At 66.0% G+C, this 16391-nt stretch carries 14 protein-coding genes; 13 read left to right on the top strand and 1 reads right to left on the bottom strand.

The features are described 5' to 3' along the window. Position 1: 1 nt before the first annotated feature. The gene (locus AOA14_RS05510) at positions 2-1633 is read right to left on the bottom strand and encodes a putative bifunctional diguanylate cyclase/phosphodiesterase (RefSeq protein WP_062901085.1); all 1632 of its coding nucleotides are present in this window, start codon (positions 1631-1633) and stop codon (positions 2-4) included. A 267-nt stretch (positions 1634-1900) separates the two neighbouring features. On the opposite strand from AOA14_RS05510, the gene ffh reads away from it, so the two are divergent. The 13 genes from ffh to AOA14_RS05445 all read left to right on the top strand — a co-directional run bounded on the left by ffh (position 1901) and on the right by AOA14_RS05445 (position 16273). Continuing rightward, the gene (ffh, locus tag AOA14_RS05505; protein WP_003043033.1) at positions 1901-3346 is read left to right on the top strand and encodes a signal recognition particle protein; all 1446 of its coding nucleotides are present in this window, start codon (positions 1901-1903) and stop codon (positions 3344-3346) included. Positions 3347-3392: 46 nt separating this feature from the next. Next, the gene (gene rpsP / locus AOA14_RS05500; RefSeq protein WP_003043030.1) at positions 3393-3974 is read left to right on the top strand and encodes a 30S ribosomal protein S16; all 582 of its coding nucleotides are present in this window, start codon (positions 3393-3395) and stop codon (positions 3972-3974) included. A 4-nt stretch (positions 3975-3978) separates the two neighbouring features. After that, positions 3979-4488, top strand: a complete 510-nt coding sequence (gene rimM, locus AOA14_RS05495) for a ribosome maturation factor RimM (protein ID WP_062901084.1) — start codon at positions 3979-3981, stop codon at positions 4486-4488. 84 nt (positions 4489-4572) lie between these two features. After that, entirely contained in the window at positions 4573-5286 is a 714-nt protein-coding gene (locus AOA14_RS05490; protein WP_062901083.1) for a peptidylprolyl isomerase, read from the top strand. 96 nt (positions 5287-5382) lie between these two features. Next, positions 5383-6177 carry an outer membrane protein assembly factor BamD gene (locus AOA14_RS05485; protein WP_062901082.1) on the top strand — a complete coding sequence of 265 codons (795 nt, stop codon included), beginning with the start codon at positions 5383-5385 and terminating at the stop codon, positions 6175-6177. A 49-nt stretch (positions 6178-6226) separates the two neighbouring features. Further along, the gene (recN, locus tag AOA14_RS05480; RefSeq protein WP_062901081.1) at positions 6227-7912 is read left to right on the top strand and encodes a DNA repair protein RecN; all 1686 of its coding nucleotides are present in this window, start codon (positions 6227-6229) and stop codon (positions 7910-7912) included. Continuing rightward, positions 7909-8592 (top strand): GNAT family N-acetyltransferase, encoded by a 684-nt coding sequence (locus AOA14_RS05475; protein WP_062901080.1) that lies wholly within the window; start codon positions 7909-7911, stop codon positions 8590-8592. Before recN ends, AOA14_RS05475 begins: the two co-directional genes overlap by 4 nt. Beyond that, entirely contained in the window at positions 8589-8987 is a 399-nt protein-coding gene (locus AOA14_RS05470) for a putative quinol monooxygenase (protein ID WP_318153197.1), read from the top strand. Before AOA14_RS05475 ends, AOA14_RS05470 begins: the two co-directional genes overlap by 4 nt. After that, complete coding sequence (ligA, locus tag AOA14_RS05465) at positions 8984-11128, top strand: NAD-dependent DNA ligase LigA (protein ID WP_062901079.1); 2145 nt, start codon at positions 8984-8986, stop codon at positions 11126-11128. Before AOA14_RS05470 ends, ligA begins: the two co-directional genes overlap by 4 nt. 48 nt (positions 11129-11176) lie before the next feature. Beyond that, complete coding sequence (locus tag AOA14_RS05460) at positions 11177-12346, top strand: sterol desaturase family protein (RefSeq protein WP_062901078.1); 1170 nt, start codon at positions 11177-11179, stop codon at positions 12344-12346. A gap of 49 nt (positions 12347-12395) precedes the next feature. Continuing rightward, the gene (locus AOA14_RS05455) at positions 12396-12788 is read left to right on the top strand and encodes a hypothetical protein (protein WP_202988404.1); all 393 of its coding nucleotides are present in this window, start codon (positions 12396-12398) and stop codon (positions 12786-12788) included. A gap of 69 nt (positions 12789-12857) precedes the next feature. Then, complete coding sequence (locus tag AOA14_RS05450) at positions 12858-14870, top strand: TonB-dependent receptor family protein (protein ID WP_062901076.1); 2013 nt, start codon at positions 12858-12860, stop codon at positions 14868-14870. Positions 14871-14884: 14 nt separating this feature from the next. Continuing rightward, positions 14885-16273, top strand: coding sequence for a PepSY-associated TM helix domain-containing protein (locus AOA14_RS05445; protein ID WP_062901075.1), 1389 nt, complete (start codon positions 14885-14887; stop codon positions 16271-16273). The last annotated feature ends 118 nt before the right edge of the window (positions 16274-16391 follow it).

Here is a 16391-nt window from a genome sequence, read left to right as displayed (position 1 = left end):
GTCAGGCCGTCTTGCGCAGCACTTCCTCGTCGACGTCGGGGGTCGGCGTTTGTGGCAGCGCGGGCGAGCGGAGAAGGCCGCGGTCGGCAAGCATGCGCGCCGTGTCGTCGGCCGATGCGGCGCGGCCGTAGAACCAGCCCTGACCCTTCGCGCAGCCGAGCCGCGTCAGTTCGGTGGCGGTTGCTTCGTCTTCGACGCCCTCGGCAGTGATCGGCATGGCCAGGCTTTCGCCGAGGCGGACAATTGCCACCACAATCGCCTGCGCATCGGGGCTGCCCCGCATCGCGGCGACGAAGCTGCGGTCGATCTTGATGCGGTCGAAGGGCAGCGCGCGCAGGTGCGACAAGGAACTATAGCCGGTGCCGAAATCGTCGAGGCTGAGCGAAACGCCCTGATTCTTGAGGCTGGTGACGATCGAGCGGACCAGCGGCAGATTCTCGAACAGCGAGCTTTCGGTGATCTCGACCTCAAGCTGGCTGGCGGGGTAGCCCGTTTCGACCAGCAGCTTGGTGAGCTTCTGGCTGAACCAGGGATCCTTGAGCTGTTGCGGAGAAATATTGACCGCGAGAATGATCGACGGATCCCAGCCTTTGGCGATTTCCATCGCGCGGCGAATGACCAGCAGGGACAATTCGCCGATCAGCCCGCTTTCCTCGGCGATTGGAATGAAGCGTTCGGGCGGGATCATGCCATATTCGGGCGAATCCCAGCGCATCAGCATTTCGAAGCCGACAAGGCGGCCGGTCGCGATGTCGACCTGCGGCTCGAAAAAGGGAATGAACTCGCCGCGCGGCATGCCTTCGCGGATGCCGTTTTCGATCTGGTTGCGGACCTGGACCGCCATTTCCATGCCCTGCTCGAACCAGCAATAGCGGTTCCGGCCCTCGTCCTTGCAGTGATACATGGCGATGTCCGCCTGGCGGATCATCGTCTCCATCGTCATGCTGGCATCATTGGCAAGTGCGATGCCGAGCGAGGCGCCGATGCGGATATGCTGCGCATCATGGGCGACCGAATCCTCGAGCGACGAAACCAGTGCCGCGGCGAGCGCGTCGATGTTGGCGCGCGCGGCGGGCTCGAACGGAATCATCGCGACGAATTCGTCGCCGCCGAGCCGCGCTTTGGTCGCATTGGGCGGCAGGATGGCGGTGATCCGCTCGGCCGCGACCTGCAGCACACGGTCGCCCGCGGCATGGCCGTGAATATCGTTGACCGTCTTGAAATGGTCGAGGTCGAGCAGGAACAGGGCGACATTGCGCTTTTCGGCCGCGGCGCTGGCGATGAGCTGCTGCCCCGCAACGATCAGCGCGCGGCGGTTCAGAAATCCGGTCAGCGGATCGGTGTCGGCCAGATAGCGCGCGCGCTGTTCGGCCTCGGTGCGCTCGCGAATCTCGCGGTTGAGGTCTTCGTAGCGGCGCCAGCCGAACAGGATCAGCGCGACATTCAGGATCAGCGCCGCCGACAAGACCTTGTCCGGCCCGCCGCCGATGCCGATCAGCGTCTGCACCACCGCCTGCATCACATTGCCGCCGGTGCCGACGAACATCACGATCGCGGCGACGACGATTCCCCCTGCGATCATGTCGCGTCGGGCGTCCTCGCTACGGTTTCGCGGCTTCATCGTCGAATTCATGCTATAGTCCCCACCATTCCCTCGCATATGCCGGCAAAGCGGTGAAATTTGCGTTAAGTGGGGCTTGGTGGTGATCGCGAAGCCAGCGGGCGGTCCGACTTGCCTTTGCGGGCGATCTCGCCTAAGGAGCCGCTGTCCGCCTATTGGATTCGGGTGGGCATATCGACATCCGCGACGGAATTTCTGTCCACGGATAGCCGCTGGTTGGCGAGGTTTCGCTCACCGGCGTCTTTTGCGTTGCGGATCGAGAGAAGGATTTGGAAGCGCATGTTCGACAGTCTGAGCAATCGGCTAGGCGATGTATTCGGGAAGCTCCGCGGCCGCGGTGCGCTGACCGAGGCCGACGTGCGCGCGGCGATGCGCGAAGTGCGCATCGCACTGCTCGAAGCCGACGTCGCGCTGCCCGTGGTGCGCAGCTTCGTCGACCAGGTCACCGAACTTGCGGTCGGTCAGAATGTCCTGCGCTCGGTCACGCCGGGGCAGCAGGTCGTCAAGATCGTCAGCGACGCGCTGACCGAAATGCTCGGCTCCGAAGCTGCTGAACTTGACCTTGCCGTCACGCCGCCCGCCGTTGTCATGATGGTCGGCCTTCAGGGGTCGGGCAAGACGACGACGACCGCGAAGATCGCGAAGCGGCTGAAGGACAAGGAGCGCAAGAAGGTGCTGATGGCGTCGCTCGACGTCAATCGTCCCGCCGCGCAGGAACAGCTCGCCGTCCTCGGTAGCCAGATCGACGTCGCGACCTTGCCGATCATCGCCGGGCAGCAGCCGGTCGAGATTGCGCAGCGCGCCATGCAGGCGGCCAAGCTTCAGGGCTTCGACGTGCTGATGCTCGATACTGCGGGCCGCCTCCACGTCGATCAGCAATTGATGGACGAGATGCAGGCGGTGTCGCGCACGGCGAATCCGGCCGAAACGCTGCTCGTCGTCGACAGCCTGACCGGTCAGGACGCGGTGCAGGTCGCGCAGCGCTTCACCGAACAGGTGCCGCTGACCGGCGTCGTGCTCACCCGCATGGATGGCGATGCGCGCGGCGGCGCCGCGCTGTCGATGCGCGCCGTCACCGGCAAGCCGATCAAATTCGCCGGCACCGGCGAAAAGCTTGACGGCCTTGAAGTCTTCCAGCCCTCGCGCATCGCGGGCCGCATCCTCGGCATGGGCGACGTCGTCAGCCTCGTCGAACGCGCCGCCGAGACGATTCAGGCCGAAGAGGCCGAGGCGATGGCCAAGAAGATGGCGAAGGGTCAGTTCGACCTCGACGATCTTCGCACGCAATTGAACCAGATGCGCCGCATGGGCGGGCTGGGTGCGCTGGCGGGCATGATCCCCGGCCTCAAAAAAGCACAGGCGGCGATGGCGCAGAGCGGCACCGACGACAAGGTGCTCGTCCATTTCGACGCGATCATGGGCTCGATGACGCCAAAGGAACGCGCGAAACCCGAAATCATCAATGCGAAGCGCAAGATCCGCATTGCCAACGGGTCGGGTACCACGGTGCAGCAGGTGAACAAGGTACTGAAAATGCATCAGGAAATGTCCACCGCGATGAAGAAGATTCGCAAGATGGGCGGCCTCAAGGGCCTTGGCGCTCTCCTCGGCCGCGGCGGCGGTATCCCCGGAATGGGCGGCGGCGGCGGTGCCGGCGGACTGCCCGGCCTTGGCGGTGCCGGACTTCCGCCCGATCTCGCCAATCTGCTGAACAAGAAGAAATAACCCTTAAAAATCAAAGTCAAAGTTAGCAAGTCAGAAGGAAAATATCATGGCTACCACCATTCGCCTTTCGCGCGGCGGTTCGAAAAAGCGCCCCTACTACAAGATCGTCGTTGCCGATTCGCGCAGCCCGCGCGACGGCCGTTTCATCGAACGCATCGGCAGCTACAACCCGCTGCTCGGCAAGGATAATCCGGACCGCGTCAAGCTCGACGCCGAACGTGCGAAGCATTGGGTTTCGGTTGGCGCGCAGCCGACCGACCGCGTCGCCCGCTTCCTCGACGCCGCAGGCGTGAAGGAACGTTCGGCCCGCAACAACCCGAACAAGGCTGTCCCGGGTGAAAAGGCCAAGGAACGCGCCGAAGAAAAGGCCGCGAAGCTGGCCGAGGCCGAAGAAGCTGCGGCGGCCGCCGCTGCGGCTCCGGCTCCGGCCGAAGAAGCGGCTCCCGAAGCGGCTGAATCGGATGCGACCGGCTCGGTGAAGAGCGAAGAAACCGCCGAAGCGGTTGCCGACGCAGTTGCCGAGGAAGTTCCGGCCGACGCGAGCGCCGACGACGCGGCTGCGATCGCCGAAGAAGTTGCCGAAGGCGGCCCCGTCGCCGAAGCCGGCGAAGAAAAGGCCGAAGGCTAAACCCTTGGCCGCCGCCGATCGTCCCGTCACCCTGGCCGCCATTGCCGGCGCGCACGGGGTCCGGGGCGAGGTGCGGCTCAAATTGTTCGGTGAAGGCGCGGAGGCTCTCCGCGCCTTTTCCGTTTTCGACGCCGGCGCCCGCAAGCTGACGCTGAAATCGATACGCCCCGCCAATCAGGGCGCGGTGGCAAGCTTTGCCGAAATCGCCGATCGCAGCGCCGCCGAAGCGCTGCGCGGCACGGTGCTGACAGTCCCGCGCTCGGCGCTGCCGTCGCTCGCGCCGGGGGAATATTATCATCACGATCTGATCGGCCTGCCCTGCGTTTCGACCGACGGCGAGGCTGTCGGCCATGTCGTGGCGGTCGAGAATTTCGGCGCCGGCGACATATTGGAAATCGAACGTCCGGCCGAAGCGGGACACAAGCCGAAGCGCTTCATGGTGCCGATGACCGCGCAGGCGGTTCCTGCCTGGAACCCCGAGGGCGTGACCGTGGCGGCGGCCTTCGTCGAATAGGTGTCGGCGCAAAGGCTTGGCGTTCGCTGCCGGGGCGTCTAGCCTGACCCCCCGCCAACCAGAGAGAGGTCCGCAGAGAGATCCATGTTCGCTCCCTTGATCCTGTCGCTCGTCCTTGCGGTGCAGTCGGTTCCAGCCCAGACCACGCAGTTGCCCCCGCCGCCGCCGCCCGTTCCGGCGGCCGTGACGCCCCCGGTCGAAGTCGCGGCGCCCGATACGCGGCCTTATGTGGCGCTCAAGACCGACGCGGGCACGATCGTCGTTCGGCTGGAGGACAAGCGGGCGCCGATCACCAGCGCCAATTTCCTCCGCTATGTCGACAGCAAGCGGATGGACGGGTTCAAATTCTATCGAACCACGCGCAGTTGGGGCGAGGGAAACAAGCTGATTCAGGCGGGCAACCGCGGCGACCCGCGGACCAACTTCCCACCCATCGCGCATGAGCCGACAACGAAAACCGGCCTTACCAATTGCGATGGTGCGCTGGTGATGGCGCATTTGCGCCCGGGCGATGCGACGACCGATTTCTTTTTGCTGCTGTCCGGCATCAAGGGCTTCGACGCCGACGCGCCCGGCGGCGATGGGGCGGGTTTCGCGGTATTCGGCGAGATTGCTTCGGGGCGCGACGTCGCCGAAAAAATCTTCGCGATGCCGGTTTCCGAGACCGCGGGCGAGGGCGTGATGCGCGGCCAGATCCTCGATCCGGCCGTGACCATCCTGTCGGCGCGCCGCGTTCCGGCGCCTGCCGATGCACCCAAAGGCTGTGTGGTGAAGGCGCCCCCGGTTCCGGCGCCGTGACGCCCCCGGGCGCCGCCGGACGATTTGGTTCGCGATGCCGACGAAAGACATGATCATTTATTTTGCGTTCATCTGCGCTGTGGCTATACCGCGCCCATGACTCAGCGCCATTCCTCTCGCGCCGCCGTGCGCCTGATCGCCGCCGCCCTCGTGATTTCGCCGCTGCTCGCGGCCTGCGCCGGCGGGGGTGGGGTCAAGAAGGACACGCGCTACGTCGCGCGTGACGTGAATACGCTTTATCGCGCCGCGCAGGATCGTCTCGACCGCGGCCAGTACAAGATTGCCGCGGCGCTGTTCGACGAGGTCGAGCGTCAGCACCCCTATTCGCCCTGGGCGCGCCGCGCGCAGCTGATGAGCGCCTTTTCCTATTATATGGACCGCGAATATACGCCGTCGATCGAATCGGCGCAGCGTTTCCTGTCGATCCACCCGGGCAACAAGGATGCGCCTTACGCCTATTATCTGATCGCGCTCAGCTATTATGAGCAGATCAGCGACGTGACCCGCGACCAGAAGATCACGCAGCAGGCGCAGGCCGCGCTGGGCGAGATTGTGCGCCGCTATCCCGACAGCCGCTACGCCGCCGATGCGCGGTTGAAGCTTGACCTTGTCCGCGACCATCTGGCGGGCAAGGAGATGGAAATCGGCCGCTTTTACGAGCGCAGCTCGAACTGGCTCGCGGCCTCGATCCGCTTCCGCGAAGTCGTCGACAAATATCAGACCACCAGCCACGCCCCCGAGGCGCTGTTCCGGCTGACCGAATGCTATCTCGCGCTCGGCGTTCCCGAAGAGGCGAAGAAGTCGGCGGCCGTCCTCGGCGCCAATTATCCCGGCAGCAAATGGTACGAACGCGCGTACAAGCTGATGGAAAAGCACGCGCCCAGCGCCTGATGCATCGCGCGATAGATTCGCGCTTTGTTCTATTGTAAGGCGGGGCCGGATGCTGACCGCGCTGTCCATATCGAATATCGTTCTGATCGAACGGCTCGACCTCGATTTCGAGGGCGGGCTGGGCGTGCTCACGGGCGAAACCGGCGCCGGCAAGTCGATCCTCCTCGACGCGCTGGGACTTGCGCTGGGTGCGCGCGCCGACACGGCGCTGGTGCGGCAGGGCAGCGACCGCGCGCAGGTCACCGCCAGCTTTGCGCCGCCGACAGCAGGCACGCCGCTCGCCGCGCTGCTCGCCGACAATGATGTCATATTGGAGGATGGCGAACCGCTGCTCATCCGCCGCACCGTCAAGGCCGACGGCGGCAGCCGCGCCTTTCTCAACGATCAGCCCTGTTCGGCGGCGCTGCTGCGCGAAGTCGGCAGCTATCTCGTTGAAATTCATGGGCAGCACGATGATCGCGGCCTGCTCGCGCCCGCGGGGCATCGCGCGCTGCTCGATGCCTATGCGCGCGCCGATGCCGGCGCGGTGGCGGCGGCGCATGCGAGTTGGCGCAGCGCCGAGGAGCGACTGGCGGCTGCACGGACCGCGATTGCCGAGGCCGAGCGCGACCGCGAATGGCTGGAACATTGCGTCGCCGAGTTGCGAACGCTGGCACCGCAGCCGGGCGAAGAAGCCGAACTCGCCGAGGCGCGCGCCGCGATGCAGAAGGGCGAGCGGATTGCAGGCGACCTGTCGGCGATCATGGAGGCATTCGACGGCAGCGCCGGCGGTCCCGCCCTGCTGCGCGGTGCCGCGCGGCGGCTCGACCGGCTGGCGGGCGACCATCCGCTGCTTGCCGAAGCGCTCGCCAGCCTTGATCGCGCGATCATCGATGCCGACGATGCCGAGGCCAAGCTGCACGAGGCTGCACGCGCCCTGGAATATGATCCCGATCGGCTCGAGGCGACCGAGACGCGGCTGTTCGAACTGCGCGCGATGGCGCGCAAGCATGGCGTCCAGCCCGACGAACTGGCGGCGCTGACCGACGACCTTGCCGCGCGGCTCGATGCGATCGAAGGCGGCAGCGCGGGGCTTGCCCGGCTCGAAGCAGCGGTCGCCGAAGGTGCCGCCGCCTACACTCATGCCGCGACCGCGCTGTCGGATCAGCGGACGAAGGCCGCGGCGCGGCTCGATGCGGCGGTCGCCGGCGAACTGGCGCCGCTCAAGCTCGATGCGGCGCGCTTCCGCACGCTCGTCGAACGCCTGCCTGCCGAGCGTTGGGGTGCGGACGGTATCGACCGCGTCGAATTTCTGATCGCGACCAATCCCGGCACACCCTTTGCTCCGCTCGCCAAAATTGCCTCGGGCGGCGAATTGTCGCGCTTCATCCTCGCGCTGAAGGTTGCGCTTGCCGAAGAGGGCGGTGCTGACACGATCATCTTCGACGAGATCGACCGCGGTGTCGGCGGTGCGGTCGCGAGCGCAATCGGCGAGCGGCTGGCGCGGCTGGCCGGCGGAAGCGGAAAGGGCGGGGGCAAGCAATTGCTCGCGGTGACGCACAGCCCGCAGGTCGCCGCCAAGGGCGCGACGCATTTCATGATCGCCAAGTCGAGCGAAGGAACGGTGACGCGCACCGGCGTACGCGCGCTCGACGAAGCGGGGCGCCGCGAAGAAATCGCCCGGATGCTGTCGGGGGCCGAAGTGACCGCGGAGGCGCGGGCACAGGCAGACCGCCTGCTCGAGGTTGCGGGGTGAGCGCGCACCCCCTCGACCGGCCGATCCTCAGCATCCTGACCGGCCGACAGGCACATCTGGCACAGGGCGACGCGCGGGCGGTGCGGATCGATGGGGACTACGGCCCGTTCGGTGCCGCCGCCGACACCGGCGCTGCGGCGCAAGCCGCGCTCGCGGCGCTTGTTCCTGAGCACGGCGAGATGTGGCTGGTCGAAGGCGAGGCTTGGCCGCTGCCGCCGGGAACCCGCGAGATGAAGCGCGCCATTCTGACGCAGATGGTTGCGGAAGGAGCACCGCCCGAACCGCGCGCGGATGATCCCCCCATCGTGCCGCTGGGCGAGGCCGATGCGGCTGAAATGACCGCACTCGCCGAGCATGCGAAGCCGGGGCCGTGGGGGCCGAAGACGCATCTCTACGGCCCCTTCTTCGGCGTACGCGAAGAGGGGCGCCTGCTTGCGATGGCGGGGCAGCGCATGCTTGTTCCCGGCATGGCGGAGGTCAGCGGCGTCGCGACCTGGGCCGATTGCCGCGGCCGCGGACTGGCGCGCGCGTTGATCGGCCATGTCATGCGCGCGATGGCGCAGCGCGGCGAGACGCCCTTTCTGCACAGCTATGCCGACAATGAAGGCGCGATCGCGCTGTATGAATCGCTCGGCTTTCGGGAACGGCGACAGGTGCATGTGCTGGTGATTGCACGGTGATCGGCAGACGCACCCATCTTGCCGCGCTCGCGACGTTCGCAGCAGCCGTTCTGGCACCGCGCGACCTGCTGGCCTTGGAGACGATCATGGACGAAGAACAGCCCCATTACGGCCTGATCGGCCAGATGATCGCGCTGCCCGGCCAGCGCGCCGCGCTGGCTGCGATCCTGACCGAGGATACGGACGCGATGCCCGGCAATTTCGCCTATCTGGTCGGCGAGGACAGCGCGAATCCGGATGCGCTGTGGATCGTCGAGCTCTGGGCTGACAAGGATGCCCATGCCGCCTCGCTGCAATTGCCGTCGGTTCAGGCGGCGATTGCGAAGGGGCGACCGCTGATTTCCGGATTTGGCGCTCGCGCCGAGTTCGTGCCGGTGGCAAAAGCGCGTCCATGATCGACATTGAATCGCTGACCGAAGCCGACGCCGCCAACGAACTGATGCGCCTCGCGAAACAGATCGCGCATCACAATAAACTCTATCATGCCGAGGATAGTCCGGAGATTTCGGACGCCGATTATGATGCGCTCGTGCGCCGCAACAATGCGATCGAAGCGGCGTTCCCGCATCTCGTCCGCGCCGACAGTCCGAACCGACTGGTCGGCGCGGCAGTCGAGGCGTCGCCCCTCGCCAAGGTGACGCATGCGGTGCGGATGATGAGCCTCGACAACGCTTTCGCGGCGGAAGATGTCGAAGAATTTGCCGCGCGCGTAAGGCGTTTCCTCAATCTGGACGCGGACGAGGCGATTGCGCTGACCGCGGAGGACAAGATCGACGGATTGTCCTGCTCGCTGCGCTATGAAATGGGCAAGCTGGTTCAGGCGGCGACGCGCGGTGACGGTACGGTCGGTGAGGATGTCACCGCCAATGTCCGCACCATCGCCGACATTCCCGAAACGCTGAGCGGCGAAGTACCCGACGTGTTCGAGATCCGCGGCGAGGTCTATATGGCCAAGGCCGATTTCGCGGCGCTCAACGCGCGCCTGCTTGCCGAGGCTGACGATCCCGAAAAGGCGCGACAGTTCGCCAATCCGCGCAACGCGGCGGCGGGATCATTGCGTCAGAAGGACGCCAGCGTCACCGCGTCGCGCCCGCTGCGCTTCCTGGCACATGGCTGGGGCGACGTCAGCGCGGTGCCGGAGGCGACGCAATTTGCGATGATGAAGCGTATCGCGGGGTGGGGCGTTCCCGTATCGCCGCTGTTGAAGCGTTTCGACAGCGTCGAGGGCGTGCTGACGCACTACCGGACAATCGAGGCCGAGCGCGCCGAGATGCCCTATGATATCGACGGCGTCGTCTACAAGGTCGACCGGCTCGACTGGCAGGCGCGCCTCGGCTTCGTTGCCAAGGCGCCGCGCTGGGCGATTGCGCATAAATTCCCCGCCGAACGCGCGCAGACGACGCTCGAGGCGATCGACATCCAGGTCGGCCGGACGGGCAAGCTCACGCCCGTCGGGCGCCTCACCCCCGTTACCGTCGGCGGCGTCGTCGTCTCGAACGTGACATTGCACAATCGCGACGAGATCGAACGGCTCGGTGTCCGGCCGGGGGACCGCATCATTGTCCAGCGGGCGGGCGACGTGATTCCGCAAGTGGTCGACAATCTCACCCGCGACACGGCGCGCGACCCCTATATCTTCCCCGATCATTGCCCCGTCTGCGGCAGCGAAGCGGTTGCCGAGGAGGGCGAGGTCGATGTCCGCTGCACCGGCGGGCTGATCTGCGCGGCGCAGAAGTTCGAGCGGCTGCGCCACTTCGTCAGCCGCGGCGCGCTCGATATCGAGGGGCTGGGCGAGAAGAGCATTCAGGAGTTCATGGACCTCGGCTGGCTCGACAAGGGCCCGGCCGACATCTTCCGCCTGAAGGCGCACCGGGACGAACTGCTCGGACGCGAGGGGTGGAAGGAAACATCGGTCGACAAGCTGTTTGCCGCAATCGAGGCAAAGCGGCAGCCCGATGCTGCGCGGCTGCTGTTCGGGCTCGGGATCCGTCATGTCGGCGCAGTAACCGCGCGCGATCTGCTCAAGGGGATCGGCGACATCCGGCGATTGCCCGAAAAGGCCGAGCAATTGCGGGCCTGGACCGAGGCGAACCCGCAAGATTCGGACGAATCCGACGGCAAATATGCAAGCCGCAAGCTCGACGCAATCAAGGCCATCCTCGAGGTGCGCGCCGACGGCATCGGTCCCGCGGTCGCCGAGGCGCTGAGCGATTTCTTCCATGAGCCGCACAACCGCGCGCTCTGGGACGATCTGTTCAGCGAAGTATCGCCGCCGCTTTATGTCGTCGAAACCCGCGAGAGCGAGGTGTCGGGCAAGACGGTCGTATTTACCGGCAAACTCGAGACGATGAGCCGTGACGAAGCGAAGGCGCAGGCCGAGGCGCTCGGCGCCAAGGCGGCGGGATCGGTGAGTGCCAAGACCGACCTCGTCGTCGCCGGGCCGGGCGCGGGATCGAAGCTCAAGCAGGCGGCCGCGCTCGGCATCCGCGTGATCGACGAAGCGGCGTGGGCGGAAATTGTGGCGGCGGCGGGATAGCACCGCGGCGCATATGGTTGGTCATGCGGAGGGGGCGAGGGGGGCAAAATGGCGAAGAGCGACTATCTGAAAAGCCTCATGCGCGATCTGGAATCGCATACCGAGGTGCGACGGTTCGGGAGCGGGTGGCTTTCGGGCTTCTTCGGATTGCTGTTTGCGATCAGCGGCTTTTTCATGGTCGTCGCGCTGCGCTTTCCCGACTGGTTCGCGACGCCCGAGCTCGAGATCGTCAAGGGCTGGACCGGATTTCGCGGGATGGTCCACCTGACTTTGCTCGCTAGCTATGGCCTGTCGCTACTCAGCCTGCTGCTGCGGCCGCGCAAGGTGCTGGGGCTGACCGCGCTGATGATCGGGCTTGCGGCGGCGTTGATGGGCGGCGCCAATGTCCAGCCCGCCGAGACGCGAGACTGGGGCATTTTCTTCGGGCTCGACTTTTTCGTCGTCAACCTGCTCGTCACCGGCTTCATGTTCGCGCCGCTCGAGCGCGCCTTTCCGCACCGCCGTGCGCAGCGATTGTTCCGTACCGAGTGGCGCGAGGATCTTTTCTATTATCTCGTCAGCACGATGTTCGTGCAGATATTGGGCTTTCTTGCGCTCGCCCCGCAGGCGTTCGTCAATGATCATACGAGCAGCTGGGCGGCATTCCGCGCCGGGGTCGCGGCGCTGCCGTGGATCGCGCAGTTCGCCATCGTCCTTCTCGTCTCCGACCTCGCGCAATATTGGTATCACCGGCTGTTCCACAAAATCCCCTTTCTGTGGGGATTCCACGCGATCCATCACAGCGCAAAATCGATGGACTGGCTCGCGGGATCGCGGATGCATTTCGTCGAGATCATCCTCCTGCGTTCGATCACCTCGCTGCCGCTGTTCACGCTCGGGTTCAGCCCGTCGGTGATGCAGGCCTATATCGGCTTCGTCTATGTCTGGTCGTCGCTGCTCCACGCCAATGTCGGCGGCGATTTCAACCGTCTGGGGCACTGGATCGCAACGCCGCGCTTTCACCATTGGCACCATGGGCTGGAACGCGAGGCGTTCGACGTCAATTTCGCGATCCACTTTCCCTTTCTCGACAAGCTGTTCGGCACCTTTCATCTGCCGAAGGATCGCTGGCCCGAAAATTATGGCATCCCCGAAGATGTACCGCGCAGCTATGGCAGCCAGTTCCTCTATCCGTGGACGCGGACGGGCAAGAAGATCGACGAGGCGCCCGCCGAATAGGGCTCATGCCCGCTTGCCAGCGCGCGTGGACGGGCATAAGGCGCGGCGCGTGGGGGTTCTCGCCGTCTTGCGCCGTCCCGGCATGCTGTTGCTGCTACCCGTGCTGCTGGCGCTGGCGGCGCGCGTCTTCGTCGCGCCCGGCTGGATGATCGAAAGCGACGCAAAGGGCGCGATCACGGTGCGCGTCTGTTCGGACCCCGCCAATCCCGGCGCGACGCTGACCATCCCCATTGAAAAGGCGGGCGACCACGACAGCGGCAAGGGGCAGCAGCATTGTCCGTGGGGCGCGCTCGCGGTCGCGCCGATCGTTCCCGATACGCCCGTGCTCCCCGCCGCGCTCGCCGCGGCCGATCCCGCGCCGGTCGCGATTCCCGCGCTGGGCTATGCGCCCGGGATCGCGTCGCCGCTGCCGCCAAGCACCGGACCACCCGCCTTCGCCTGACCCGGTTTGATGACCGTCCGCGCACCTCGCGCGGCGCGGTTCTGCCTGTGTTCAAGCGAAGGATTTTCCATGAAGAGTCACGTTACCCGTGCGGCGCCGTTGCTGGCGCTCGCCATTTCCCTGGCGCCTGCCGCCCATGCCGCGGACGCCGAAGACCAGTCGACGATCATCGTCACCGCGCCGCAGCTTACCGACGCGGCCGAAGCGCGCGCCGCGAGGACGCCCGGCGGCACCGATGTCGTTTCCTATGAAGATTATGCCGACAAATCGATCGTCAGCCTGCGCGACACGCTCGCCTTTTCCCCCGGCGTCTATCTCCAGCCGCGCTATGGGCAGGAAGTGCGCCTGTCGATCCGCGGTTCTGGCCTGTCGCGCGGTTTCCACATGCGCGGCATCACGCTGCTCCAGGATGGCGTGCCGATCAACCTTGCCGACGACAATGGCGACTTTCAGGAACTCGAACCGATCTTCTTCGACCATCTCGAAGTCTATCGCGGCGCCAATGCGCTGCGCTTCGGATCGGGCACGCTGGGCGGCGCGATCAATGGTGTGACGCCGACCGGCCGCACCGCCGAGGGCGTCTATCTGCGCGCCGACGCGGGCAGCTTTTCGATGCTGCGCGGCCTCGTCTCGGCCGGGGTGGCGAGCGAAGCGGTCGATGCCTGGGGCGCGGTCAGCGCCGACACGTCCGACGGGGATCGGGATCATGCGAAGCGGCGGAGCTTTCGCTTTCATTCCAATGTTGGCCTGCGGCTCAGCGATACCGTCTCGACGCGCTTTTACGCCAGCTTCAACAATATCAACCAGCAGCTTCCCGGCGCGCTGACCTATGATCAGGCGCTCACGACGCCGAAAATGGCGAACGCGGGCAGTGCGGCGGGCGATCAGCAGCGCGACATCGATTCGCTGCGCCTGCAGAACCGCACGACCTTCGATTTCGGATCGGCGACGCTGGAGGTTGGCGGCTTCATCAACGCCAAATCGCTGTTCCACCCGATCTTTCAGGTGATCGACCAGAAATCGACCGATGTCGGCAGCTTCGCGCGGCTCGACTATGCGGCGGGGCCGGTCGAACTGACGCTGGGCGGCGAAATTCGCCATGGCAGCACCAAGGCGAAGCAGTTCGTCAACATCAGCGGGTCGCGCGGCGCGCTGACCTTCGATGCCGACCAGAAAGCGCAGACGGCGAGCCTCTATGGCGAGGTCCGCGTGCGCCCGGTGCCCCAGCTTTCGCTGATCGCGGGCGGCGTCTATGCCGATGGCTGGCGCAAGCGGCACGTCAATTTTTCGGCCTCTCCGGCGAGCGACGGGCGCGTCGATCTCGACGCCTTTTCGCCGAAATTCGGATTGCTGTTCGAACCATCGAGCCGCATCCAGATTTTCGCCAACTACAGCCGTTCGGCCGAATTCCCCGGTTTCGGCGAGGTGTTCCAGACGATCGGCACCCCGCCGACCAGCGCCGTCGTCTCCGCCATCCGCCCGCAGCGCGCGTGGACGGCCGAGATCGGTACGCGCGGCAGCGTCGGCATCGCGCATTGGGATCTGGCGCTCTACCGTTCGACGCTGACCGGTGAGATGCTGCAATTCTCGACGAACAGCAGCATTCCGGCCGCGACCTTCAACGCCGACCGGACGCTGCATCAGGGGATAGAGGCGGCGCTCGAGCTCAATTTCGCGCCGTGGGTGCGGCTGCGCCAGATCTATACCTACAGCGACTTCCGCTTCCGCGGCGACAGCCAGTTCGGCAACAACCGCCTGCCGGTGGTGCCGAAGCATGTCTATCGCGCCGAGTTGCGGCTGGGGAGCGAGGCGTTGCACGTCGCGCCGAATGTCGAATGGGTGCCCGACGGCCCCTTTGCCGATTATCGCAATCTGGTGCGGACGCCGGGCTATGCGCTGATCGGTATCACCGGCGGTGCGCAGATTACCGACGGCATCGACGCGTTCGTCGATGTGCGCAACATCACCGGCAAAAAGGCCATCGGCGATATCAGCGCGACGATCACCGCTACCCCGGGGTCGGCGATCTACTACCCCGTCGAACGCCGTGCCATTTCGGCCGGCCTTCGCGCGCGGTTCTGAGGGGGAGGAGGGGGATGGCCGACGTCAGCCGCATGCCGCTCTATCGCACGATCTGGCGCTGGCATTTCTATGCCGGGCTGTTCGTCATCCCCTTCATCCTGATCCTGTCTCTGACCGGCGCAGCCTATCTGTTCAAGCCGCAGATCGACCGGTGGGAGGAGCGCGACTGGCGCGGGCTGGCCGCCGCGCAGCCAGTCGATGCCGACGCGCAGGTCGCGGCGGCGCTCGCCGCCTTTCCCGGCGCGGCCTTTCACTCTTATCGCATCCCGGAAGCGCCGGGCGACGCCGCGGTGATCCACCTCGGCCTGCCCGGCGGCACAATGCTCGATGTGGCGGTGTCGCCGCAGGGGGGCGTCATCGGGTCGGCCGATCCCGAGCTGCGCTGGACGGCGTGGCTTGCGCGGTTGCACGGCAAGCTGCTCTTGGGGCTGGGCGGCGGCATTCTGGTCGAACTTGCCGCAAGCTGGGCAATCGTGATGATCCTGACCGGCCTCTATCTCTGGTGGCCGCGCGGGCGGGGACTGGCCGGGGTCGTCTGGCCGCGGCTGCGCCTTGGCGGACGCGCGGCGCTGCGCGATCTGCACGCCGTCACGGGATTCTGGGTTTCGGGCCTCGCGCTCGTCCTCCTCACCACCGCGCTGCCGTGGACCGACATCTGGGCGACGGGCTTTCGCGCCGTGCGCGCCGAGATGGGCTGGGTGTCGGGGGTGCAGGACTGGAAGGGGGGGCTAGATCCGCACGCCGCGCACGATCATGGCGCGATGGCCAAGGCAATGAACGGGGCGACGCCGGCGCATCGGATGGCGAATGCAAACGATGCGCCGCGGGTCAAGCTCGATCGGATCGTGCTGCGCGCGCAGGCCGAACATATGCCCGCGCCGGCGATCATCCAGCCGCCGGGGGCGCCCAATATGTTCGGGCCGCCCAACGGCAATGTGTGGACGCTGACGACGCAGACGCAGAACCGCCCGCTCGTGCGCAAGGTCAGCTATGATCCGGTGACCGGGATCGAGGTGGGGCGCAGCGGTTTTGCCGACAAGCATGTGATCGACCGCGCCGTCGGCTACGGCATCGCCTGGCACGAAGGGCAGCTATTCGGTGTCGTCAATCAACTCGTCGGCGTCGCAACGGCGCTTGCGATGATCACGCTTGCCGTGTCGGGTTTCCTGATGTGGCGCCGCCGCAAGCCCTATGATGCGATCGGCGCGCCGCCCATGCCGCGCGATCCGGCGCGGCTGAAGGGTGTGGCGGCGATCGTGCTGTGCCTTGCCGCGCTGCTGCCGCTGCTTGCGGCGTCGCTGATCCTGTTGTGGCTCGTCGACTTGCTGATCCTGCCGCGCCTGCCGCGGGTGGCGCGCTGGCTGGGAATGGCTCCGGCGGTGCGGGAGGTTTTTAGAGTATAAGTTCATGGCCACAGCGGGCTTGACCTTCACGGCCATTGCGCCCGAGGGCAGAGAAAAGGTCGTGGCGCGCGTGGGTGACTTTCTAGATAAGCTTGGAGAGGCGCGGGGGCGAAAGCCA

It is taken from the genome of Sphingopyxis terrae subsp. terrae NBRC 15098 (assembly GCF_001610975.1).
Classification (GTDB): domain Bacteria; phylum Pseudomonadota; class Alphaproteobacteria; order Sphingomonadales; family Sphingomonadaceae; genus Sphingopyxis; species Sphingopyxis terrae_A.
The sequence above is the reverse complement of the archived record's forward strand: the minus strand, read 5'-3'. Positions and strand labels throughout refer to the sequence as shown.

Excerpts from the sequence above, each read along its gene's own strand:
- AOA14_RS05485 (WP_062901082.1), top strand. The coding sequence starts at position 5,383 with ATGACTCAGCGCCATTCCTCTCGCGCCGCCGTGCGCCTGATCGCCGCC.
- AOA14_RS05450 (WP_062901076.1), top strand. The coding sequence starts at position 12,858 with ATGAAGAGTCACGTTACCCGTGCGGCGCCGTTGCTGGCGCTCGCCATT.
- AOA14_RS05445 (WP_062901075.1), top strand. The coding sequence starts at position 14,885 with ATGGCCGACGTCAGCCGCATGCCGCTCTATCGCACGATCTGGCGCTGG.
- AOA14_RS05510 (WP_062901085.1), bottom strand. The coding sequence starts at position 1,633 with ATGAATTCGACGATGAAGCCGCGAAACCGTAGCGAGGACGCCCGACGC.
- ligA (WP_062901079.1), top strand. The coding sequence starts at position 8,984 with ATGATCGACATTGAATCGCTGACCGAAGCCGACGCCGCCAACGAACTG.
- recN (WP_062901081.1), top strand. The coding sequence starts at position 6,227 with ATGCTGACCGCGCTGTCCATATCGAATATCGTTCTGATCGAACGGCTC.
- AOA14_RS05460 (WP_062901078.1), top strand. The coding sequence starts at position 11,177 with ATGGCGAAGAGCGACTATCTGAAAAGCCTCATGCGCGATCTGGAATCG.
- rpsP (WP_003043030.1), top strand. The coding sequence starts at position 3,393 with ATGGCTACCACCATTCGCCTTTCGCGCGGCGGTTCGAAAAAGCGCCCC.
- ffh (WP_003043033.1), top strand. The coding sequence starts at position 1,901 with ATGTTCGACAGTCTGAGCAATCGGCTAGGCGATGTATTCGGGAAGCTC.
- AOA14_RS05490 (WP_062901083.1), top strand. The coding sequence starts at position 4,573 with ATGTTCGCTCCCTTGATCCTGTCGCTCGTCCTTGCGGTGCAGTCGGTT.